The organism is Prosthecobacter sp. Pr1, from assembly GCF_057652315.1.
The window spans coordinates 526,673-549,820 of record NZ_JBYFBS010000002.1; the positions used below are offsets into that span (position 1 = coordinate 526,673).

The 23,148-nt window shown below is 60.6% G+C and carries 16 protein-coding genes and 2 tRNA genes; 11 read left to right on the forward strand and 7 right to left on the reverse strand.

What is annotated here, in order from left to right; all coding sequences use genetic code 11:
• Positions 1 to 119: 119 nt before the first annotated feature.
• The 7 genes from smc to AC24GY_RS05045 all read right to left on the reverse strand — a co-directional run bounded on the left by smc (position 120) and on the right by AC24GY_RS05045 (position 13,812).
• The gene (gene smc, locus AC24GY_RS05015) at positions 120 to 4,115 is read right to left on the reverse strand and encodes a chromosome segregation protein SMC (protein WP_487680827.1); all 3,996 of its coding nucleotides are present in this window, start codon (positions 4,113 to 4,115) and stop codon (positions 120 to 122) included.
• 422 nt (positions 4,116 to 4,537) lie between these two features.
• Positions 4,538 to 6,373 carry a vWA domain-containing protein gene (locus AC24GY_RS05020; protein WP_487680829.1) on the reverse strand — a complete coding sequence of 612 codons (1,836 nt, stop codon included), beginning with the start codon at positions 6,371 to 6,373 and terminating at the stop codon, positions 4,538 to 4,540.
• A gap of 249 nt (positions 6,374 to 6,622) precedes the next feature.
• On the reverse strand, positions 6,623 to 7,723 hold the full coding sequence (aroB, locus tag AC24GY_RS05025) for a 3-dehydroquinate synthase (RefSeq protein WP_422315583.1): 1,101 nt from the start codon (positions 7,721 to 7,723) through the stop codon (positions 6,623 to 6,625).
• Positions 7,678 to 8,616: a tRNA (adenosine(37)-N6)-dimethylallyltransferase MiaA gene (miaA, locus tag AC24GY_RS05030; protein ID WP_487680831.1), complete on the reverse strand. Its 939-nt coding sequence runs from the start codon at positions 8,614 to 8,616 to the stop codon at positions 7,678 to 7,680. The genes aroB and miaA overlap by 46 nt, the downstream gene beginning before the upstream one ends.
• 24 nt (positions 8,617 to 8,640) lie before the next feature.
• A complete protein-coding gene (locus AC24GY_RS05035; RefSeq protein ID WP_422320256.1) occupies positions 8,641 to 8,805 on the reverse strand; it encodes a hypothetical protein in 165 nt (54 codons plus the stop codon).
• Positions 8,806 to 10,092: 1,287 nt separating this feature from the next.
• Entirely contained in the window at positions 10,093 to 11,412 is a 1,320-nt protein-coding gene (locus AC24GY_RS05040) for a Fic family protein (RefSeq protein ID WP_487680833.1), read from the reverse strand.
• Between the two features lie 1,062 nt (positions 11,413 to 12,474).
• Positions 12,475 to 13,812 (reverse strand): VWA domain-containing protein, encoded by a 1,338-nt coding sequence (locus tag AC24GY_RS05045; protein WP_487680835.1) that lies wholly within the window; start codon positions 13,810 to 13,812, stop codon positions 12,475 to 12,477.
• 337 nt (positions 13,813 to 14,149) lie between these two features.
• Between AC24GY_RS05045 and AC24GY_RS05050 the strand changes: the two genes are divergently transcribed.
• The 11 genes from AC24GY_RS05050 to rpoB all read left to right on the forward strand — a co-directional run bounded on the left by AC24GY_RS05050 (position 14,150) and on the right by rpoB (position 23,146).
• Positions 14,150 to 14,224: transfer RNA gene (locus AC24GY_RS05050), tRNA-Thr, on the forward strand.
• A 75-nt stretch (positions 14,225 to 14,299) separates the two neighbouring features.
• Entirely contained in the window at positions 14,300 to 15,484 is a 1,185-nt protein-coding gene (gene tuf, locus AC24GY_RS05055) for an elongation factor Tu (protein ID WP_395734230.1), read from the forward strand.
• A 151-nt stretch (positions 15,485 to 15,635) separates the two neighbouring features.
• A tRNA-Trp gene (locus tag AC24GY_RS05060) sits at positions 15,636 to 15,711 on the forward strand.
• 44 nt (positions 15,712 to 15,755) lie between these two features.
• Positions 15,756 to 15,974: a preprotein translocase subunit SecE gene (locus AC24GY_RS05065; protein WP_397384804.1), complete on the forward strand. Its 219-nt coding sequence runs from the start codon at positions 15,756 to 15,758 to the stop codon at positions 15,972 to 15,974.
• 42 nt (positions 15,975 to 16,016) lie between these two features.
• Positions 16,017 to 16,586 carry a transcription termination/antitermination protein NusG gene (gene nusG / locus AC24GY_RS05070; protein ID WP_422320811.1) on the forward strand — a complete coding sequence of 190 codons (570 nt, stop codon included), beginning with the start codon at positions 16,017 to 16,019 and terminating at the stop codon, positions 16,584 to 16,586.
• Between the two features lie 53 nt (positions 16,587 to 16,639).
• On the forward strand, positions 16,640 to 17,065 hold the full coding sequence (rplK, locus tag AC24GY_RS05075) for a 50S ribosomal protein L11 (RefSeq protein WP_422320810.1): 426 nt from the start codon (positions 16,640 to 16,642) through the stop codon (positions 17,063 to 17,065).
• 54 nt (positions 17,066 to 17,119) lie between these two features.
• Positions 17,120 to 17,818 (forward strand): 50S ribosomal protein L1, encoded by a 699-nt coding sequence (rplA, locus tag AC24GY_RS05080; protein ID WP_487680838.1) that lies wholly within the window; start codon positions 17,120 to 17,122, stop codon positions 17,816 to 17,818.
• 19 nt (positions 17,819 to 17,837) lie between these two features.
• A complete protein-coding gene (rplJ, locus tag AC24GY_RS05085; RefSeq protein WP_487680840.1) occupies positions 17,838 to 18,398 on the forward strand; it encodes a 50S ribosomal protein L10 in 561 nt (186 codons plus the stop codon).
• 129 nt (positions 18,399 to 18,527) lie between these two features.
• Positions 18,528 to 18,905, forward strand: a complete 378-nt coding sequence (rplL, locus tag AC24GY_RS05090) for a 50S ribosomal protein L7/L12 (RefSeq protein WP_487680842.1) — start codon at positions 18,528 to 18,530, stop codon at positions 18,903 to 18,905.
• Between the two features lie 115 nt (positions 18,906 to 19,020).
• On the forward strand, positions 19,021 to 19,200 hold the full coding sequence (locus tag AC24GY_RS05095; RefSeq protein WP_487680844.1) for a hypothetical protein: 180 nt from the start codon (positions 19,021 to 19,023) through the stop codon (positions 19,198 to 19,200).
• An 85-nt stretch (positions 19,201 to 19,285) separates the two neighbouring features.
• Positions 19,286 to 23,146 carry a DNA-directed RNA polymerase subunit beta gene (gene rpoB, locus AC24GY_RS05100; protein ID WP_487680846.1) on the forward strand — a complete coding sequence of 1,287 codons (3,861 nt, stop codon included), beginning with the start codon at positions 19,286 to 19,288 and terminating at the stop codon, positions 23,144 to 23,146.
• The last annotated feature ends 2 nt before the right edge of the window (positions 23,147 to 23,148 follow it).

Here is a 23,148-nt window from a genome sequence, read left to right on the forward strand (position 1 = left end):
ACCGAGCTTGGAAGTTCGGTCTACGACAAGAAACTCTGCAGTCGCAAGCCATTGCCGAATGGCGCACGGCTTGACGTCTTGATGCGCTGGGAGCGAGCTGAAGCTCGCGAGTACTTTCCTCACACCAGCGCCGCCGGCGTCTGTTCCTCCATCTCCTCGATGGCGGTCAGGCGGGCCTGCTCTTCATCGAGGTCTTCGTTGACGGGGATGGTCTCGGCCTGCTCATCGGCTGAGGCTTCGGCATCGTCGTCTGCTGCCTTCTTCCGGCGGCCGGGCTGGTTCGGGGCTTCGAGGGCGAGTTCCTGGACGGTCTTGTCCATGGTGCGGGTTTCCTCCGTGGTCATGCGGACGCCCACTGGCTTGCTGACGCCGAACTCCTGCATGGTAACACCGTAGATCACATCGGCGCGGCTCATGGTGCGCTTGTTGTGAGTGACGATGATGAACTGGGAGTTGTCGATGAAGGCGTCCAGCATCTTGAGGAAGCGGCCGATGTTGGTTTCATCGAGAGGTGCATCAAGCTCGTCCAGCACGCAGAAGGGGCTGGGCTTCACCTGGTAGATGGAGAAGAGCAGGGCCACGGCGGTCATGCTGCGCTCGCCACCGGAAAGGAGGCTGATGGTCTGCAGCTTTTTGCCCGGGGGCTTGGCGATGATTTCGATGCCGGACTCCAGCGGATCGTTTTCATCCACCAGCATGAGGTCGGCCTTGGCGGCAGGGCCGAAAAGCTCGCGGAAGTTGTTGTTAAAGAATCCGCGCACCTGGGTGAACGTCTCCACAAACATGGTCTTCGTGGTCTCGTTGATCTTGGCGATGACCTGCAGCAGCTCGTCCTTGGATTTGACGAGGTCGTTGTGCTGGGTGTCGAGGAAGTTGTGGCGCTCTTCGAGTTCTTCGAACTCCTGGATGGCATCAAGATTGACGGGGCCGATGCCTTCGAGCTTCTGGCGCAGTTCATAGACCACCTCCATGACGAAGGCCCAGTCGGGCTGTGCTTCTTCGCCGGGGATGACGACTTCGTCGATGTCCACGGCATCGTCATCACGATTGGAGACGGCGCGGATGACGGGAGCTTCGGCTTCCTCGGCAGCGGGCTCGGCGTCTTCAGCATCTTCGTTGCTGGCTTCGGCGCCATCGGCGGCTGCGCTGGAGCCTGCGGCATTGGCTGTGCCTTTCTTGCCACGGTTGCGGTTCTTCTTCTGCTCTTCGATGGTGACCATCAGCACGTGGTAGTCAGGCTCAAACGCCTCGATGTGGAAGCTGTAACGCTCCTGCACCTGATTGATCAGGTTTTCGAGGCGCAGATCCACGCGGGTGAGGGCGACTTCGGCGCGGTTGCGGGATTCGTTGAGGCCGTTGAAGCTCTGACGCAGCTGCGTGAGCTGCGCTTCGAGCTGGCTGACCTGCTCAAACAATCCGGCGCGCTCTTCGGTCTTGGACTGCAGGTGTTCTTCAATGGCGGCGATGGTGTCGCGCTGGGATTCGATCTGCTCCTGGAAGCGGGCGTTTTCCGCCTCGCTCTGCTGGATGCGCATGCGCCAGGTGTTGATCTCTTCGGAGAAGCGATTGATGCCGGCCTGCAGCTCCTGCAAGCGCACGCCGAGGGGAGCCTTCTGGCGCTCGATGGAATGCAGCGCACTCTGCTCAAGGGCGAGAGCGGTGCGCAGCTTGTTGAGGCGTTCGCTGGATTCAAGCTCGCGGCGGAGGAAGGCCTCCATCTCGAGCTCAAGATCGTTTTCGAGGGCGCGTGAGGTGGCCAGTTGCTCCTGGGCGATGGCCACGGCTTCGTGAAGCTGCTGGATCTGGCTTTCGGAGCCGCTGATGCGATCCTGAATCTGGTTCTGGTCCCACTCCACGCTTTCGAGCTTGGTGGTGGCCTGCTGCAGCGCACGCTGAACGACGCTGATCTTGCCCTGGAACTGGGAGAAGCCTTCGCGGGCGCGCTGGGACTGCTCGCGCAGGGACACTTCCTCGCGCTGCATTTCCTCCAGCTGCGCGCTGATGTTGTTCACCGCGTCTTCCTTCTCCATGTACTGGTATTCCAGTGCTTCCACTTCCGTGCGGAGCTGGCGCACTTCGGCCTCACGGCGCAGGGTGGAGGAGCCTTCCTCCTTCGTGGCACCGCCGGTGATGATGCCGTCATGCGTGATGAGTTCACCGCGCATCGTGGCGATGGCGAGGTGCGGCATCTCGCGCTTCATGCGCAAAGCGGTGTGCAGATCGTCCACGATGACGACGTTGTGCAGCAGGTGGTCAATGAGGCTCTGCACGCCGGTTTTCACGCGCACCTTGTCCGTGGCCCAGGCGATGGCGCCAGCGGGCAGGAGCTCGCGATCCGAGGCGCGGCGGAGGTTGCAGAAATCATGCGGCACCAGGGCGGCTCGGCCCATCTTGTGATCGGTAAGGCGGTCGATGATCTGCGCGGCGAGTTCGCTCTCCGTGAGAAGAACGGCCTGCAGGTGGTCTTTGAGCGCGGCTTCGATGGCGGTGATGTATTCGGGCTCCACTTCGATGCTGGAGGCCAGCAGGCCGCGCACACCGACGGAGTAGACTTCCGGATTGTCCAGGCCGCTGATGACCTTCTGCGTGCCGGCGGAGAGGCCTTCGCCTTTTTGCAGAAGCTGCTCGATGATTTCGAGGCGTGACTTCCGCTGCGTCAGATTGCGCTGGAGGTCATTGAGCTCGTTGTTCATCGCGTCGCGCTGGCGGCGGCGTTCGATCATTTCACGGGCGCAGTCCTTGGCCTTTTCGTCGAGCTGGTTGCGCGTCTCTTCCAGTTCCTGGATCTGGCGCTGCAGTTCGTCGAATTCGATCTGGCTCGTCTCACGCGCCTGCTGCGCGGTCTGGCGGTCATGCGCCAGGGATTCGTGGCGCTGGCGGTCGCCGGAGATCTGATTGCTCAGGGACTGCGCGCGGGCTTCGCTGGAGGCGATCTGGCCTTCGAACTGGCGGATGGATTCGCGGATGGCGCGGCGGTCGGCTTCGAGACGGTTGCGCTCTGGAAGGATGCTCTGGTGCTGGCTGGCGTGCTCGTTCATGGCGAGCTGGCGCGTCTGGATGTTGTCCGTGATGGCAAGCAGTTGCTCGTCCGCATTGGCGAGGTCACGACGTGCCTGATCGAGCAGGTCTTCATTCGCGGCGATCTGCTCTTCGTTCTGGCGGATACGGCCTTCGAGTTCCTCACTGCGCTCGCGGTTGAAGCCCAGGCGGCCTTCGGCGCTCTGCATCTGCGAGCGGAGCTCCTGTGCCTGCTGGCGTGCCTGGCTGATCTGGGATTCCAGCGCGTGGTAGGCCTCGCGGGTCTGTGCGGCTTCCGTCTCGGCGACTTGCAGCTTGCCCTGCAGTTGTTCGATCTGCTGCGCCATCATGCGCACCTGATTTTCAGACTCGGATTTTTCACCGGCGAATTCGGTGTACTGCTTGTGCGCAAGGTGGGTGTCCAGCAGCCGGGTATCTTCGAGCAGCGTCTGGTAGCGGCGTGCCTTCGCGGCCTGGCGCTGCAGCGTGCCCATCTGGCGTTTCACTTCTGCGACGATGTCGGCGACGCGCAGCAGATTGGCTTCTGTGTATTCGAGCTTGCGCAGCGCTTCACGCTTCTGCGATTTGAACTTGGTGATGCCGGCGGCTTCTTCGAAAACGGTGCGGCGGTCTTCCGGCTTGGAGCTCAGAAGCATGTCGATCTGGCCCTGCGCCATGATGGAGTAAGCCGCGCGGCCGATGCCGGTGCCGGCGATGAGATCGTGGATGTCCTTGAGACGGCAGACGGTGTTGTTGAGGCGGTATTCGCTGCGACCGTCACGGAACACGCGGCGGGTCAGTGCCACTTCGTTGAAATCAACTTTGAGCGACTCCTCGCAATCAGCCATCGTCAGCGTCACTTCCGCGAGGCCCACGGGCTTGCGCTTGTCGGTGCCGTTGAAGATGACGTCCGCCATTTCATCGCCGCGCAGCGCTTTGGCGGAGGTTTCACCGAGCACCCAGCGGATGGCATCGACCACGTTCGACTTGCCGCAACCGTTCGGCCCCACGATGCCGGTGACACCTTTGTGGAACTCGAAATGGGTCTTGTCCGCAAAGGACTTGAAGCCGTGAAGGGTGAGGCTTTTGAGATACATGACGGTGAATAGGCGGAGATGAAAAGGCGGGTGAAGAAATCCGAAGGACGAATGACTTCGCGGTGAGTACTGAGAAGGACTGAGAAGGACTGAACCATTCCGCGCCGGATGCCCGCAAGAGCGAACGCAAAAATCCACGCTATCTTGGGGATCATTAAGACATCTTAAACAAGATGTGGGATTTTTCAGGACGTTTTTCCTGTGAATAATCGTAGCGGCTGTGAACAAGTTTTCAAGGGCGGGGTAATTAAGGAGCGCGGAATTTATTCCGCAGCACTCCGCTACTCACAAAAGTCCGCGCTTCACCTGCTCCTCCTTCACGTCTCGGGGCCAGCGTGTTTGTGATGCTCAAAGCAAAGCCCCACCCGCAGCGTGCTTGCGACCTGCTGCGGAATAAATTTGGCGCTCCAAAAAACGTTCCGCTAATACACCGCCTTGCGGTGAAACAGAAAGCTCTCGGCCAGCAGCAGGACCAGCGCGAGCCAGATCAGGCGCTTGGGCCAGGTGCTGAAGGCGGAGGCGGTGATGACGGGGGCAGTTGGCTGAACGGAATGCGCGGCATCGGCGGCGAGGGCGGGGAGGTTCGTTTCGGCGGCGGAGATCAGGGCGCAGGCGCCGCTGCGGTCTTTGCCGGTTTCCCAGCTGCCGATGCGGTTCAGCGCGAGGAGGCCGTGCGCGGGATCGTCGGACACTTCGATGAAGGACTCGCCGTTCCACGCGTGCCATTGCACGAGGCTGTCGGTGTGCAGCATCTCGCCGGTGTGCAGGGTGCGCATGTCGGTGAGGGCTTCGCTGTTTTCGGCGCACCAGTAGAGCGCATTGCCGAGGATCAGCGGAAACGAGGGCAGCAGGGCGAGCTGCTCGGACTGCGAGGGCGAGAACGCGGTGACCACGAGGCGCTGGCCGTTGAACTCTCCGGCGGCGAGCACGGGCTCGTTGCCGGCAAACCACAGCGGCTCGACCGAGGCGGGCAGTTTGAGCAGCGTTGTCTGCGTGACGGCGATGCGGCTGCTGCTGGCGCGGAAGAGCAGGGGATGATCCGGCTGCACGGAGCGCACGCTGTCATGCGGGATGCTCTTAATGGAGCGTGCCTGCAGCGGGCCGGAGCTGCTCTGCGGGGTGAGGGCGATCACCGGGCGGTCTGTGGGCAGTTCCTTGGGCAGCCAGTTTTCAAACACAAACACGTCGGGCTGCTCCTTCGGCGGCCAGGCCTTGGGGTCGCCTTTGCGCATTTCGATGCGGCCGTTTTCGATGAGGGCGGAGAGCGCGAGCTCGGTGAAGGGATCGGGCTTGTCAGCAAACCACGCGACGGTGAGAGGTCTCGTTTTGGGCAGCGGTGCAGCGAGGCCGTCGTCCCAGCCGAAGCAGTCGCCGGCGGTCTTCAGGCGGATCTCCATCTGCTGGCCGCGCACGCCTTCCAGCGGCAAGATGAGAGCGCTGGATTCACCGGGGGCGAGATCCAGCTCACGCAACTGAGCGATGCGCCCGGCGATGGAAATTTCGAGCGTGGTGGTGGCCTTGTCCTTGTTGGCGGCTGAGGCGCTGACTTTCACGAAGGCCTCGTAGCGATCACGCGCCAGCGGGCTGTGGCGGATCTGAAAGCCGGTGAGGCCCACGTTGAGCGGCTCCTTGAGGGCCACGGGAATCCAATCGACCGCACTCGTTGATGAAGGCTGTGCATCGCTCGCCATCCAGATGCGGGAGTGGGTTTCGAGATCCGCGAGGCGCTGGGCCACGGTCAGTGCCGACTCCGGTTTGCCCTCGATGGGCGTGGGAGTGAGCTCTTCGAGCAGGCGCAGGCACTCGCGGTGGTTGCGGCTGCGGGAGAGGAGCACACGGGCGCGCGAATCAAAGGCGATGAGGGATACCACGGTCTGGTCTGGCAGCGCGCGGATGCGTTCCTTCACGCGCTGCTTGGCGGCGTCCAGCCGGGTCTGGCCTTGCAGATCCTGCGCGGCCATGGAGGCGGAGCAGTCCACCACCATGACGACGGCGCTGATGGCATCGGCGGAGAGATTCCCGCTGGGCCGTGCCAGCGCCAGGATGGCGAAAAGCAGCACCAGCAGCGTGAGCAGCAGCGAGAGCCATTTCTTGATGCGGCGCAGCCACGCGGACTCCTGGTGCTCACGCGCGAGCGATTTGAAAAACAGCAGCGTGGAAACCGGCACCCGCTTCGCCTGCCGGCGGAAGAGCCACAGCACCAGCGGGATCAGCGCGAGCCAGAGGAGGTGCAGGTAGCTGGGGGTGAGGAAGCGCATTCAGGAGTGACGGACGGGAGAGTGGCCGCAAAGAGGCGCAAAAAGAAGCAAAAAAGTCGAAGAGTTGCGGAGGGGTGTCCGGTCCGGATCGTAGGTTGGGTGTGTTTGGCGAGTGTGAGTCTCGCTATCACACATGGGCTCTTCGCCAAACCGCCCGACTGCGAGGACGTCCGTACTCCATGGTGCTTGCCGTACGCTCGCAGACGGGTGGGCTGTCGCCACACCCATCCTACGGCTCAGAGGCCCCCCCTACTTTCTCAGCTCATCCAGCGCCTGCTTCAAATGCCCTTCAAGGACATCCTTGCTCACGTAGGCTTCGCCGATCTTGCGCAGGAGGACGAAGCGGATCTTGCCGTTTTCGAATTTCTTGTCGGTGCGGGCGATGCGCATGATCTCTTCGGTGTCGAGATCGTCCGGCAGGCGCAGGGGGAGATCGCAGAGCTTGAGGAGGTTGAGGATGCGCTCGTAATGGTCGCTGGTGAGATCGGAGACCTGGGTGGAGAGCCAGGCGGCGGCGCGCAGGCCGAGGCTGATGGCCTCGCCGTGCAGCAGCCTGCCATAGCCTGCGGCGGCTTCGATGGCATGGCCGAGGGTGTGGCCGAAATTCAGCAGGGCGCGGGTGCCGATGGTCTCGTACTCATCGGCCTCCACGATGACGGCCTTGATGGCGATGTTCCGGCGGATGAGGCCGACGATGTCTCCCTTGCCGGCGGCGATGTCTTCGATGGCCTTGAACATGGACTCATCGCGAATGCAGGCGTGCTTGATGATTTCCGCAAAGCCTTCGTTCCACTCGCGGGTGGGGAGGGAGCTGAGGGTGTCGAGATCCGCGATGACGTGCACCGGCTGGTGAAAGCAGCCGACCATGTTTTTCGCATTGGGCAGGTTCACGCCAGTCTTGCCGCCCACGGAGCTGTCCACCTGGGAGAGCACGGTGGTGGGCACCTGTACATAAGGAATGCCGCGCTGGTACACGGAGGCGCAGAAGCCTGCCAGATCGCCAATGACGCCGCCGCCGAGGGCGACGACGAAGCTCTTGCGGTCCAGGCCAAAGCGCACCATCTCGCTGAGCACGGACTCGCTCCAGGTGAGGGATTTGGAGGACTCCCCGGCAGGCACGGTGATGAGGTGGGGCTTTTTGCCGGCATCGCGCAGGCTTTGCAGCACCTTCTCAGCGTAGAGCGGGCCCACATTTGAATCCGTGACCACGGCACAGCTGGTGCGGTCCGGCAGCTTTTTGTTCACCTCTTCACCCAGCGTTTTGAGCATGTCGCGACCGACCTGAACGAGGTAGCTGCGTGGGCCTAGATTGACGAAGACGGGGCGGACGGGCTGGACGGGCGGAGGCATGGAAAAAGTTCGAGGAGATGGGGGAGTGCGTACTCTGCCGCCGGAACGGAATCGAGGCAAATCGTTTGGAAGCAGCGCTCGCGCCGAAACCACGTGATTTGTCGCTTGGCGTAGTGCCGGGTGGCCTGCTGGATGGCGGCGAGGGTGTCTTCCAGCGAAACGTTCCCGGCCAGATGCGCGCGGATTTCCCGCACGCCGATGGCCTTTTCCGCCGTGGGGGAGAGCGGGCCCAGCGCGCGGACTTCCTCGATGAGCCCGGCGGCAACCATGTCCAGCGTGCGCTGATTGATGCGGCGGTAGAGCGTCTCGCGGTCCCAGGTGAGGATGACGCCATTCACCTGCGGCTCGGCCTGCTCAAAGGAGCGCCGCAGGCCGGACTGCGGGCGGCCGGAGAGCAGGCAGATCTCCAGCGCACGCTCCACGTAGCGGGGATTGCGCAGGTTCACGGTGGTGGCGGCTTCGGGATCGCGCTGCAGCAGCCACACGATTTTCTCGCCGGGGCTGAGGTGCTGAAACTGCGCCCGGAGCTGCGGCGAGGCGGCGGGCAGGGGAGAGAGGCCGTGGGTGAGCGCCTTGATATAAAGCCCGGACCCACCCACCACGATGGGCACGCGGCCACGTGCGGCGATGTCTTCTATCTTTGGCAGTGCCAGCGCGTGGTAGCGCTGCGCATCGCAGGCCTCCGTGAGAGGGATCACCCCATAGAGATGGTGCGGCACGCTCGCCAGCTCCGCCGGGGAAGGCTTCGCCGTGAGGAGGTCCATGCCCGCGTAGAGCTGAAAGGCATCCGCATTCACGATCTCCCCGCCCACGTGCTTCGCCAGGGCGATGGCCAAGGCCGTTTTGCCCGAGGCCGTGGGCCCGGTGATGAGGAAGGTGCTGGCAGGAAGCATTCGGGGGTCGCAGCGGGCTGCGCCTCAGAATTTGCTCTCGATCTTGCGGCCCACGTGCTCGATGCCTTCACCGGTCTTGTGGATGGCGTGGTCCACACCACGGCCCGCACGCGTCATGGGCCCGCCACTGCCACGGCAGGAAGCGAGGGAGAAAACAGCGACAATGAGGAAAGAGGCGATGATTTTCATGGTGGCGCAAACTAGTGCAAGGGGCGGAAAGGCTCAAGCGGGGAGTGCGGGGGGATGATTCGTCCTCGTTCTCCTTCTCGTCCTCGATCCTGTAGCGCCGCTGGATATTGAATGCGGAATCTTCATTCTCTTTCGGAAACGTTGCATGGGTTTCGTTCCCGATGCCTTCACCGCCCAGAGGCTCAAACGCGGGCACCGTGAAAAGGGGGGGGACGATGGGGCCACACCGCACGCTGGGACGAAGGAATCTACGGACGCGCACAACTCGTCCCTACCATCCCCTGCGGCGTTTTCGGGGTGGTAGGGAACCGCTGTGCGGGTCCGTGATTATGGGTCTGTGTCCCCCGCAGGCTCTCAAAAAGGTGCGCCGTCCGTGAGGCGATGAAAATGCAGGGGGCGGCTTGCTCACACGCGGCCTGCCTGCATCAGAGCCGCCCCGAAGTTGCCGAGTTTCCACACCTCAGCATGGCAACTTGGCAACTCGCGTCGCTGAGGCTCCGCTTGCCAATGGGAGGCTTCCACTGTTTCCACCGTTTCAACGGGGGAGTGTGTGAATCAAACCGATGCCGAGTGGGCCATGGAAGGCGTAGAAGCATGCAGGGCATGCCCACAAACCATGGCAACCCAACCCCCCCTTCTGGTTGCCATCCTTGGAGGTGCTTTCGGACTTGAGCGTCTTCAGCGGCTTGCATCGCATTGCCACCGTTTTCCAACGGCTGCGTCCTGCTGCAGTCTCCTGCACAGTGTCTGGCGTGGGCCGTGAGCACCTTGGTTGCCGGTTGCCCACCCTAGATTCTCGCGATGGCAACCGGCAACCAGCGGGGGGCGGGCGCAGTCTGCCGATGGGAGACTTCCACTGTTTCCACAGTTTCAACGGGGGCTGGTGTGAGTTGGCTCTGTGCGAATGGAGGCTGGAACGGCGCGACAGCGTCTTGGAACCGAAGCGCAGCGAAGGTAGACAGCCGCAGGCTGCCCGAAGGGTGAGCGGAGCGAGCCGAACGAAGTGAGTCAGACGACTGCAAGGAGCCCAAAGGGTGAGCGCAGCGAATCAATCAATGCGTGCGGTAAGCCTTGGCGCGACGCCGCTTTCGCAGGCCGGACGGCAAGGTAAGGCCCAAGAGCATTCAACACCTCACGAAAGCGGTGTCGCCGATGCAGGCTTGCGCCGTGCATCTCTGCCACCGCAGTCCAAGACGCTGTCGCGTGGCTCGTGGACATCCAGCCTGATCCACAACCATGCATGCGCTTAATTGAATGCTGTTCATGATTGCTACCCAATGGCGGTGTTCATTCCTTACTGCCGCTGAGTTTTTTAATCTCAGCGAAGGCGTGGGCCAGGGCTTTGTTGGCAAGGCTCTCGGCTTCGTCTGGGAGGAGTGGCTCGGTGTATGACCTGCGCAGCTGCTCCTGATCGTTGATCTTTATTGTGTAGCGATAGTCACCAAAGTACATTTCAAATCCGATCTGAATATCAAACGGAGCTGGGGCTTGGCCTCCGTAACCACGGAAATGATGCTGCACTAAGAATACAGAAATATGATCGGGAAATTGGATCATGTGCTCCAACGGTTTAACGGGACTTTCGCTATCGTTGAGTTTATGTGGCAGAGCCGTCACGGTGTGATCCGTGAATAGGGGTGCGAGCTTACTGAGCTTCACGTCAAACTTTTCAATGAACTCCCGGAGCCCTACATCAAAAAGTACACGTAGTGACTCTGCTGACCGCTTTTTTTCACCCTTTGGTCCCTGCTGATTCCGTACAAAGATGGCCACCTCCTTTTCCAGGTCGCTGGGCTCTTCAATGCTTTCTCCTTTGGCGGCCTTGATGCCTAACTGCAGCGACCACTCCAGGCGGCGCTGGAGGTAGGTCATGAGGGCGGAGAGTTCGCCAGCGTCTGCGAGGCGCAGGGCGGTGAGGTAGGCTTCCTTTTCATCGGTGCGGACGATGAGGGGCAGGTAGCCGCTGCGGATGAGCACGTAGTTCACCAGAAGGCGGGCCACGCGGCCGTTGCCGTCTTCAAAGGGGTGAATGACAATGAAGTCGTGATGGAGCTTGGCGATGCAGGCGGCGATGGGCAGGGTGGGGGAGGTCAACTCCTGGCGCAGCCATGTCACGAGGTCGCCCATGCGTGAAGGTGTTTCCTCCACGCTGGCAAAGCTCATGATTTCACCGTTGGCCTGACGCACACTGTTGGGGGTGGTCTTGTATTGGCCAGGAATGATCTCCTTGCGTGTGCTCTGGCCGTCCGCTGTTTCCGCGGACTTCCAGAAGGACTCTTTGAGGATGATGCGGTTGAGATCGCGGATGTCGCTCTCGGAGATGAGGCGGTCTTTGTCTGCAGCGAGAGTTCGCACGTGTTCGATACCCACATCGTGGGCCTTCATCTCCAGATACTCACGGTGGCTGTGGTTGCCGGTGGTGCGGTCATGCAGCAGTAGGAGTTCTGTTTCACCGTAGGTCAGGGTGTTGCCTTCGATGTGGTTGGAGTGGTAGTTCCATTCCAGGCGCAGCTTTTTCCACAGGCGTGTCACGTTCTCCGCCGACAAAGGCTGGAGGGCCTGCCATTCATCCCGCAGGGCGTCGAGGGGCTGGAGCTCGGTGTGCATGCGGCAGGGAAGCCGGAGATGGAAACACATGCCACAGGAAAAGCGGAAAAAATGGCGGTCAACGAGGAGGTGTTTGTCCACCTGGCATGCTGCGTGTGTACATCCCCCCCCGGCGAATGTGGAGAAGTTGGCGAACTTTCTTCTGCGGCCTTGGGTCGGAAACACACCAGCCCCCGTTGAAACGGTGGAAACAGTGGAAGTCATGTGTCGGCAGGCGAAGCCACACCGCCGATGGTTGCCAGTTGCCATCGCGAGAATCTAGGGTGGGCAACCGGCAACCGAGGGGATAAGACAGCCCGAAAATTTGGGGCAGGAAGTGGCAACGGGATGCATGAGGCGGCAACGCAGTGCAGGCCGATGCAATCCATTGAGGCCGTGAAAGCGCCAAAGACGGCAACCAAAAGGGGTGTTTTGGTTGCCATGTTTTTTGCTCACGCTTCGGAGCCTGCCATGGCCCGCCGGCGCAGGATTGTTCTCACACCAGCCCCCGTTGAAACGGTGGAAACAGTGGAAGTCTCCGCGTTCGCTGCTGGAGGAAAGGGATCATCCTGAGCCGCAGCTTGCACGCCCAGAAATCATGGCAACCAGCAGGAGGCCATAAGTTGCCGTGAGGGTCGGCCTTTTACAGCCATGAAATACCATGGATTGCCACGCAGTGCCATCGGCGGCTTCTGTTTGCGCAGGTTTGCGATTTCTGAAAGGTCGAGTTGCCGAGTTGCCGTGCTTAGGCGTGGAAACCGGCAACTCAGGGGAGGGCGGCGCTGATGTTGGCGGGTGGCGTCTGAGCAAGGCGGTCCATGCAATGATCATTGCTCCAAGGACGGCGCACCTTTTTGAGCGCCTGAGACGCTGCAGACCCGAAATCACGGACCCGGCGCAGCGGTTCCCTACCATCCCTGAGGTGCCGCAGCACGCAGCGCTCGGTAGGGACGCGTTGTGCGCGTCCGTAGATTCCTTCGTCCCAGCGTGGGTGCGGCCCCATCGCTTTCCCTCTTTTCCAAGGTTCCCGTGTTTGGCCTTGGCGGCATCGGCATCAAGGATCCCCCCCCAATCACCCACCTCTCACGGCGGCACCGTAAACGTCCCGCCGCACGCATCCGCGATCTGCTTGAGCAAGGAGGGCTCGGTGCTGCCGGGCTCAGCTTCCTCACCGATGCTGATGCAGTGGATGCGCACCTTGTACTGGGTGTGGATGCGCTGGGCGAGATCCAGCACCATGGCAGGGGTGCCGTCGCTGGGCTGGCCGTCGCTGAGGAAGACGAGGGTGTCGATGTTGCCCTCAGGGAGGATGCGGGTGAGGGCGTGGCTGAAGGCCTGGCACATGGGCGTGCCGCCGTCGGCCTGGATGCGATCCACGAACTGCACGGCCTGCTTGTGGTTCTTCTCGTCGTTCAGCGCCATGCCGCGTGAGGAGAAGCAGGAGTCCACGGTTTCGCCAAAGGTGAGGATGCCGTAGCGCAGACTGGCGGGCTTGTTTTGCAGCGCGGTGAGGAGGTTGCTCATCTGCCCCTTGAGCTTGCCGATGCGGTCGTCGCGGCTCATGCTGCCGCTCACATCCAGGATGAAGAGCGCGCCCTTGCCCCGGATTTCCAGGCCGTAAAACGAGGCCATGTTCACGGCGGGATCTTCCTCCAGCGGCTTGAGCAGCTTGAGGAAGTCCGCGTATTCGCTGCGGGGCAGCATTTTCCACGGGATGCTCGTGCCCTGCGCAGTGATCCACGCCTTCCATTTCTCCGGGTCGTCCACGAAGTCCTGACCGGTGAGCTGAAACAGCGAGGCGTGCACGGCATCGCCGATGGCTTCGTCGTTCAGATAGGGCAGGAGGGACTGCAGCGCCACGGCACTGCGCATGCCGCCCAGAGCCTCGGCTGCGCAGGCACGCATCACGTGGGCATTGGCTGGCTCCAGCAGCGTGGCCACGCGGGCCACCACGGGGTCCGGATTGTCCTCAAACGCGCCCAGCGCCCGGGCTGCGAGGGCGATGCGCTCCGGCTCCTTCACCGCTGAGAGCGGGCCTCTCGCCTGCGCGAGCAGATTCCAGAAATAGGTGCGCGTCTCCATCAGGTTCGCGCCTGAAAAAAACATCAGGGCGTCGTCATCGCAGGCGGGGTGCTTCGCAAGCCAGTCCACCAAGGCTTTGCGCCCTTCGCCTGCAGGCCATTCGGCCACGATTTCCGCCAGGCGCAGCTTCATGCCCAGGCCCACGCGCTTGTCTCCCACGAGGGAGAGCACCGCATCGCCAGCCAGCTTTTGTGCGTGCAGATCCTTCAGCGGTGCCAGTGCCTCCTGGTCTCCAGCACGGGCGTTTTTCACGAGGCTTTTGAGCATTGCCGTCTCATCCGCTCCGTGCAGACCGGTGAGCAGCAGCAGGAATACAAGGCTGGCGAGGACGAGGCGCATGGCGGCTGCTAGTTGCGGGAGTGAAGAAGCCTGCCCATGGGAAGGGGAGTGGCGCATTTTCCAGCCCAGAGTATGAACCTGAAGCCCTCATAACCAAGCCCTAAAGTGAGAACAGCCGGGCAGCGGGAGGAAGGTGAATGACGAAAATATATTCGTCTTTCTTTCGCAAACAGTCGAAATAGTCTTTGACTGTGCCCCCAATCGTCCTAGTATCGCGCCACTTTTTCGGAACAAAGCCGGGGTGTACTGTCTCCTGACGCCAGTCATGGAGGTTGTTTTATCCCCGGTTTTCTTGTCGAAAGAGGAGGAGGTTTCTCACCAAACCGCCGCCGGTTACGCTGTTATAGCTCAGTGGTAGAGCACGTCCTTGGTAAGGACGAGGTCGAGGGTTCAAGTCCCTCTAACAGCTCCAGTGGCAGTCCGTGGGGATCTTCGAAACACGACAAACGAACCAGTCCCAAGCGCACCCCCTCAACTAACTCCACCCATGGCTAAAGAAGCATTCCAACGCAACAAGCCGCACGTCAACATCGGCACGATTGGCCACGTTGACCACGGCAAGACCACCCTGACCGCCGCCATCACGACCGTCCTTTCCAAGAAAGGCTTCGCCCAGGCACGTGCATACGACCAGATCGACGCAGCTCCTGAAGAAAAGGAACGCGGCATCACGATCAACACCGCCCACGTGGAGTATGAGACCGACAAGCGTCACTATGCTCACGTCGACTGCCCCGGACACGCTGACTATGTGAAGAACATGATCACCGGCGCCGCTCAGATGGACGGTGGTATCCTCGTCGTTTCCGCCGCTGACGGCCCGATGCCCCAGACCCGTGAGCACATCCTGCTCGCCCGTCAGGTCGGCGTTCCTGCCCTCGTGGTGTTCATGAACAAGGTGGACATGGTGGACGATCCAGAACTCCTCGACCTCGTCGAGATGGAAGTTCGCGACCTCCTTTCCAAGTACGACTTCCCAGGTGACGACATCCCGATCGTCAAGGGTTCCGCTCTCAAGGCCCTCGAAGGCGATGCTGAGCACGAAGCCAACATCCTCAAGCTCATGGAAGCTGTGGACAGCTACATCCCGCTGCCAGAGCGTCCGATCGACAAGGACTTCCTCATGCCAGTTGAAGACGTGTTCGCGATCGAAGGTCGTGGTACCGTCTGCACCGGTCGTGTCGAGCGTGGCATCATCAAGAAGATGTCCGAAGTCGAAATCATCGGCATCCGTCCGACCGTCAAGACCACCGTCACCGACATCGAAATGTTCCGCAAGCTGCTCGACGAAGGTCGTGCAGGCGACAACGTCGGCCTTCTGCTTCGCGGCACGAAGAAGACCGACATCGAGCGCGGTCAGGTCATCGCCAAGCCAGGTTCCGTCACTCCTCACAAGAAGTTCACCGCTGAGGTGTACGTTCTTTCCAAGGACGAAGGCGGCCGCCACACCCCTTTCTTCAACAACTACCGCCCGCAGTTCTACTTCCGCACCACGGACGTGACCGGCAGCGTGAAGCTTCCAGAAGGCGTGGAAATGGTGATGCCTGGTGACAACGTCTCGATCGAAGTCGAGCTGATCACCCCGATCGCCATGGAAAAGACCATCCGTTTCGCTATCCGTGAAGGTGGCAAAACCGTGGGTGCTGGCCGCGTTGCCAACATCCTTGACTAGTCCGCTTTAGTTCGTTTGTCTCGAATCCCGCCGGGTCTGGCGCACAGACCCGGCGGTGATTTCGTCTCCCAGCCGGGAGAGGAAAGAGGCGCCGGACTTGCAAATTTGATTCCATCCGTTATCCATTCCGGGAAGTCTTTCTCGCTAACACAGGTCAGTAGCTCAATTGGTAGAGTAGCGGTCTCCAAAACCGTTGGTTGTGGGTTCGAGTCCCTCCTGGCCTGCCAGCGAAAATTCCCCGGAAACATCCGCAGAAAACGAAACGCTTCACATGAGTCGCATCCGCAAATACATCGGCGAAGTCATCCTTGAACTCAAGAAGGCCACATGGCCCTGGGATCCTAAAGAAAAGGGCTTTGCCAAATATCGCGAACTGATTGAATCCACAGTGGTGGTCTTCATCGCGATGATCCTCCTCGGAGCTTTCGTTGCAGCGTTTGACATCAGTTTCAAGTGGGCCTTTGAGGCCGCGCAGAAGCTGGGTGCCTAATTCTCCGTTTTTCCCCACCCACCCCTTTTTCCAAATTCTCTTATGGGAGCTATCCCCGCACCTCGCGACCAGTGGTTTGTCATCCACGTCCGCTCCGGCCTTGAACAGAAGGTCCGTGACAGCATGCTCCGCCGCATTGAGAAAGAGGAGATGGGTGACTACGTCTTCCAGGTTCTCGTGCCGATGGAGCGCGTGGCCGAAGTGAAGAAAGGCAAGCGTTCCGAAAGCAACCGCAAGTTCTTCCCCGGCTACGTCATCGCCAACTGCCATCTCCTCGATGAGCACAACCGCCTGATCGAAAAGACCTGGTACTTCGTCAAGGAAACCGACGGCGTCCTGAACTTCGCCGGCACCAAGGATCACCCGATCTCGATGCGCGCCAAGGAAGTCGAGGCCATGCTGGCCCAGGTGGGCGACAAGGCCGACGGCGCCGTGCCCAAAATCGCCTTCAATCTCGGTGACACCGTGCGTGTGGCCGACGGTCCCTTCGAAAGCCAGAACGGCATCGTCGAGGAAATCGATCCGGAACGCGGCGTGCTGCGCGTCTCCGTCAATATTTTCGGGCGCTCCACACCGGTCGATCTCGAATACTGGCAGGTCGAGAAGGCATAAGCCGACCCGCCGCCCCCTGAATCTCAACTCAAGCAAGCAAGGAACACAAAGACATGGCCAAGGAAATCATCAAACTCATCAAGCTCCAGATCAAAGCTGGTGCCGCCAACCCCGCACCGCCCATCGGCCCTGCTCTCGGTCAGGCCGGTGTGAACATCATGGCCTTCTGCAAGGAGTTCAACGCCGCCACTTCCAAGCTCGGCGGAGACGTCCTTCCAACCGTGATCACGGTTTACAAGGACAAGAGCTTCACCTTCATCACCAAGCAGCCTCCTGCTTCCAACCTCCTGAAGAAGATCGCGAACATCGCCAGCGGCTCCAAGGAAGCGAACAAGATCAAGGTCGCCAAAATCACCAAGGCCCAGCTTCTTGAAGCCACCAAGCTCAAGATCGCCGACCTCAACACTTCCGATCTCACCATGGCGTCCCGCATCATGGCGGGTACCGCTCGCCAGATGGGCATCGAAATCATCGACTAATCACTTCAACCGAAGCAGGAGAACGTCACAGTTCGCCACCACTGCACACCTACCATGCAAAAGAGAAGCAAACGTTACAAGAAAGCAGCCGAGATGGTTCCGGCAGGCAAGGCATTCACGCTTGAAGAAGCGGCCGAGCTCCTGCGCAAACTCCCTGGCACCAAGTTCAACCAGACCGTCACCCTGTCGTTCCGCATGGGTGTGGATCCGAAGAAGAGCGACCAGATGGTTCGTGGCACCTGCCCCCTGCCTCACGGCTCCGGCAAGACTGTGCGCGTCGCCGTCTTCGCCCAGGGCGCCGCTGCTGAAGCCGCCAAGGCCGCCGGTGCTGACATCGTCGGCAACGAAGACCTCATCGCCAAGGTGAAGGAAGGCTTCACCGACTTCGACGTCGCCATCGCCACTCCGGCTGCGATGAATGAAGTTCGCAAACTCGGTAAGCAGCTCGGACCTCGTGGCTTGATGCCAAATCCTCGTACCGGCACCGTCACGGAAGACACCGCCGCCGCCGTCAAGGCCGTCAAAGCAGGCCGTGCCGACTTCAAGCTCGACAAGAATGGCAACATCGCCTCCTCCGTCGGCAAAGCTTCCTTCGAAGTGGCCCAGATCGCTGAAAACGCCACCTCCCTCATCGAAGCCGTGGTGCGCGCCAAGCCCGCCTCCGCCCGTGGCCGCTACGTCGAAACCATCACCCTCGCCGCCACCATGTCACCTGCTCTCCGCATCGACGTGTCGAAGTACGTCAAACTCTAATTTATAGAAGCACTGTATCATGAAAGAACTCAAAACATTGCTCATTGATGACCTTCTGAAGCGGGTCAATGCCTCCCCATTCCTGTTCGTCGTGGATTACACCGGCCTGAAGGTCGCGAAATTCGCCGAACTGCGCAAGCGCCTCAGCGCTGTCGGATCGGAGATTCACGTCTTCAAAAACAACCTGGTGAAGAAGGCTGCTGAAAAGGCCGGCTATCCTGGTGATCTGGGTGCCCACCTCACAGGCCAGAGCGCCTTCGTGACGGGTGCCAAGGATGTCTTCGGTGCCGCCAAGATCCTCAAGAATTTCCAGGCCGAGTTTGAAAAGCCGGTGATGAAAGTTGGCGTCCTCGACGGCAACCTTCTGGACACCGCCGCCATCAAGGTCCTTGCCGATCTGCCTTCCCGCGAAGTGCTCCTCGCCCAGCTCCTCGGTGTGCTCCAGGCTCCTGGTTCCGCCCTCGCCCGCGTGCTCCAGGCCAAGGTCGACAAAGAAGGCGCTCCTGCTGAAGAAGCTGCCCCTGCTGCTGCTGAAGCCGCTCCTGCTGCTGAGGCTGCCCCCGCTGAACAACCCGCGTAAACCCCATTTGATTAGATGGCCCGTCAAACGGCCTGAATACCCCAACACCCAATGGTTCCTCGCCGGAGCAAAAGCTTTTGCTCTTAATTTATCCGCAGCTGCGGACCGCGGCGACACCGACAAAATACTATGGCTGACCTGAATAAAATCGTTGAAGAACTGAGCACACTTACCGTCCTGGAAGTTGCCGAACTTGTGAAATCCCTCGAAACGAAGTGGGGCGTTAGCGCCGCTGCTCCTGTCGCTGCCGCCGGCCCTGGTGGTGCTGCCCCTGCTGCTGCAGTGGAAGAGAAGACCGAGTTCGACGTCATCCTGACCGAAGCTGGCTCCAACAAGATTGGCGTCATCAAAGAAGTCCGCGGCGTTGTTCCTGGCCTTGGCCTTGCAGAAGCGAAGAAGCTTGTCGAAAGCGCTCCGCAGACCCTCAAGGAAGGCTGCAAAAAGGAAGAAGCCGAAGAGATCAAGAAGAAATTGGAAGCCGCTGGCGCCAAGATCACGATCAAGTAGTCTCACGTTCCTGCTCTTTTCCGCGTGGCGTCTGCCATCATCCGCAGCGCCGCGCGGTCAGGAGCCTTTTCAAGTTAGAGTCAGTCTCAATCCCCCGTTCGTTTCGTTCCATCGCATGCCCGCAACCGCCCGTGATCCCCGCTTGAACCTCCGCAGCCAGTGCTACGGTTCCGGGACACCACGCGAAGTGCCGCCTGCTTCTGACAATTTTCATGGCCTGAATCCCGGCTCACACCTGGATTCCGGCTGCTTCGTTTTCGCGACAATCGCAAGTAATGCCGGGCTGGCCGCCTGACATTGCTCTTTTGTTGCTTCGCGGAACTCCCCTTCCGCATCCCGTGCCACCGCCCATCGCCCCCTAACCGCCTCATCACTGCCTTATGTCCCAGCGCACCAACTTTGGCAAAATCCACGAAGTCGCCGAGCCCCCAAATCTCATCGAGATCCAGCTCCGCTCATACGAGGAATTTCTCCAGAAAAACATCCTGCCCTCGAAGCGCAAAGACCTCGGCCTCCAGGCCGTGTTCCGGGAGGTCTTCCCGATCACCAGCTATGATGAGAAGATGACGCTCGATTTCGTCATGTACGAAATCGGCGAGCCCAAGCTCAGCTCCCTCGAAGCCATCCATGAGGCCGAGACTTTCAGCGCCCCGCTGTACGTGACCTATGAGCTCAAGGACGAGCAGGGTGCGAAGCAGGAACGCGTGTACATGGGTGAAATCCCCCTCATGACGGTGCGCGGCACTTTCGTCATCAACGGTGCAGAGCGCGTGGTCGTCTCCCAGCTCCATCGTTCCCCCGGTATCTGCTTTGAAACCAGCCAGCATCTCAATGGCCGCTGGCTCCACGGCTTCCGCATCATCCCTGACCGCGGCACCTGGCTGGAAGTGCAGTTCGACACGAACGACCTCCTCTACGTCTATCTCGACCGCCGCCGCCGTCGTCGCAAGTTCCTGGCCACCACGCTCCTGCGCGTCATCGGCTTCCCGGGCGATGAGGACATCCTCAAGCTCTTCTACGAAATCCAGGACCTCAAGCTCAAGGACAGCCTCTCCGAAGAAGAAGTCGCCACCAAGATCCTCTTCAAGGACATCCTGGACGGCGAACTCATCGTGGCCCGTGCCTACGAGCCGCTGACCTCCGGCGTCATCCGCCAGCTCATCCAGCTTGGTCACAAGTCCGTCAAGGTCGTCACCGCTTCCCCGGACGATCTCCTCATCACCTCCCTGCGCAAAGACACCGCCAAGGATGAAGATGAAGCCCTCAAGGAAATCTACCGCCGTCTGCGTCCGGGCGATCCGCCCACCACGCCGAATGCACGCGCCCTTGTGAAGCGCCTGTTCTTCGATCCGAAGCGTTATGACCTCACCCGCGTCGGCCGTTACAAGATCAATCAGAAGCTCTCGCTGAAGATCGACACCGAGACCCGCATCCTCACCGCTGAGGACGTGATCTCCGCTCTGCGCTACCTCTTCCACTTGCGTGAAGGTCAGGGCATTCTGGATGATATTGACCATCTCGGCAGCCGCCGTGTGCGTGCCGTGGGCGAACTCCTCGCCAACCAGTGCCGCGTGGGCCTTTCCCGCACCGAGCGTCTGGTGAAAGAGCGCATGACCCTGTTCGACGTGAACATGGACACCATGACTCCTGCCAAGCTCGTCAATCCGAAGGCGCTCTCCGCCGTCGTGCGTGACTTCTTCGGCCGCAGCCAGCTCTCCCAGTTCATGGACCAGATCAATCCTCTGGCCGAACTGACCCACAAGCGTCGTCTCTCCGCACTCGGGCCTGGCGGTCTGAACCGTGACCGCGCCGGCTTCGAAGTTCGTGACGTTCATCCGTCCCACTACGGCCGTATCTGCCCGATTGAGACTCCTGAAGGTCCGAACATCGGTCTGATCAACTCCCTCGGCAGCTATGCCCGCATCAACGAATTCGGCTTCATCGAAACGCCGTATCGTCCGGTGAAGGACAGCGTCGTGGCCGAGAAGATCGAGTATCTCACCGCCGACCAGGAAGAGAAGCACTACATCGCCCAGTCGAACAATCCGATCGACGAAAAAGGCAACTTCAAAGGCAGCAAGATCACCGTCCGCTACCGCGGCGAGTTCATCGAAGTCGAGCCCGCGCTCGTCACCCTCATGGACGTGTCGCCAAAGCAGCTCGTCTCCGTGGCTGCCGCGCTCATCCCGTTCCTTGAGCACGATGACGCCAACCGCGCTCTGATGGGTTCCAACATGCAGCGCCAGGGCGTGCCTCTCCTTGAAGGTGAGTCCCCGCTCGTCGGCACCGGCATGGAAGGCAAGGCCGCCCGTGACTCACGCTCCGTGATCGTCGCTGACGCCAACGGCACCGTCGCCGCTGCGACGGCTGACGTGATCATCGTCACCAAGGACGGCAACCTGCCCGTCAAGGACGACAAGTTCCTCGAAAACCCGATCAAGTCGTGCGTGACCGACGAAGACAAGGGCACCCACGTGTACCCTCTTCGCAAGTTCGGCCGCTCGAACGCCGGCACCTGCATCAACCAGAAGCCTCTGGTGAAGCGCGGTCAGAAGATCAAGAAGGGCGATGTCATCGCCGACGGTCCTTGCACCGACCAGGGTGAGCTTGCCATCGGCAAGAACATGCTCGTCGCGTTCATGCCTTGGAACGGTTACAACTTCGAAGATGCCATCACCATCAGCCGCCGCGTGGTCAAGGAGGACATCTACACCTCCATCCACATCGAAGACTTTGAAGTCATCGCACGTGACACCAAGCTCGGGCCGGAAGAAATCACGCGTGACATCCCGAACGTCGGTGATGAAGCGCTGAAGAACCTCGACGCCCAGGGCGTCGTGCGCATCGGTGCTGAAGTGAAGCCTGGCGACATCCTCGTCGGCAAGATCACTCCGAAGTCCGAAACCGAACTCGCCCCTGAAGAGCGCCTCCTGCGCGCCATCTTCGGTGAGAAGGCCGCTGACGTGAAGGACACCTCCCTGCGCGTGCCCTCCGGCTGCACCGGCATCATCATGGATGTCCGCATCGCCCAGCGCGGCATGGGTGCTGACTCTGAGAAGGAGAAGCTCTCCCCGTCCGAGTACAAGAAGCACATCAAGCAGATCGAAGAAGACTATCGTGCGAAGAAGGAAGACCTCACCGAGCAGCTCACCGAGCGTCTCTCTGACATCCTTCTCAACGAGAAGATCCCTCTCGACATCGTGAACGGTCAGACCGGCGAGCCCCTCGTCGGCGCGAACAAGAAGATCACCAAGACGATGCTTCGTCACGTGGCCGAAAGCTACGACACCATCGAAATCGATCCGAGCCCGATCCGTAACAAGATCTTCGACATCATCCAGACCTTCGAACAGAAGTTCTCTGACGCCGACATGGAACGTGAGCGCAACCTCGACAAGATCGAGTCCAGCGAAGACACCGCCGACAGCGGCGTGGTCAAGCAGGTGCGCGTCTTCCTCGCCAGCAAGCGCAAGCTTTCGGTGGGTGACAAGATGGCCGGCCGCCACGGAAACAAGGGGATCGTCGCCAACATTGTTCCTGAAGAAGACATGCCGTTCCTCGAAAACGGAACGCCTGTTGACATCGTGCTGAACCCCCTCGGCGTGCCATCACGCATGAACGTGGGTCAGGTGCTTGAAACCCACCTCGGCCTCGCCGCCAAGGCCTTGGGCATGAAGATCGCCACCCCGGTGTTCGATGGTATCCCCGAAACCAAGATCATGGAATACATCAAGGAAGCCAAGAAGGTTCCTGGGTATGAATGGATGGGCCTCAACGGCAAGTCGAAGCTCTTCGACGGCCGCACAGGTGACGCCTTCAGCCTCGATGTCGTCGTCGGCTACATCTACATGCTGAAGCTGAACCACCTTGTCGCCGATAAGATCCACGCACGTGCGGTCGGACCTTACTCGCTCGTCACGCAGCAGCCTCTGGGTGGTAAAGCCCAATACGGCGGCCAGCGCTTCGGGGAAATGGAAGTGTGGGCCCTTGAAGCCTACGGTGCCGCATTCACGCTGCAGGAACTCCTCACCGTCAAGTCTGACGATGTTCAGGGCCGCACGCGCATCTATGAGCAGATCGTCAAAGGCGACCACGCTCTTGAAGCCGGCACGCCTGAGTCCTTCAACGTGCTCATCAAGGAAATGCAGTCCCTCGGTCTTGACGTCAAGGTGCACAAGCGCGCCAACGCCAATGCAGATGTGGAAGCCCTTGAAAACTTTGCCTCCTCGGCGGGTGCCTAACC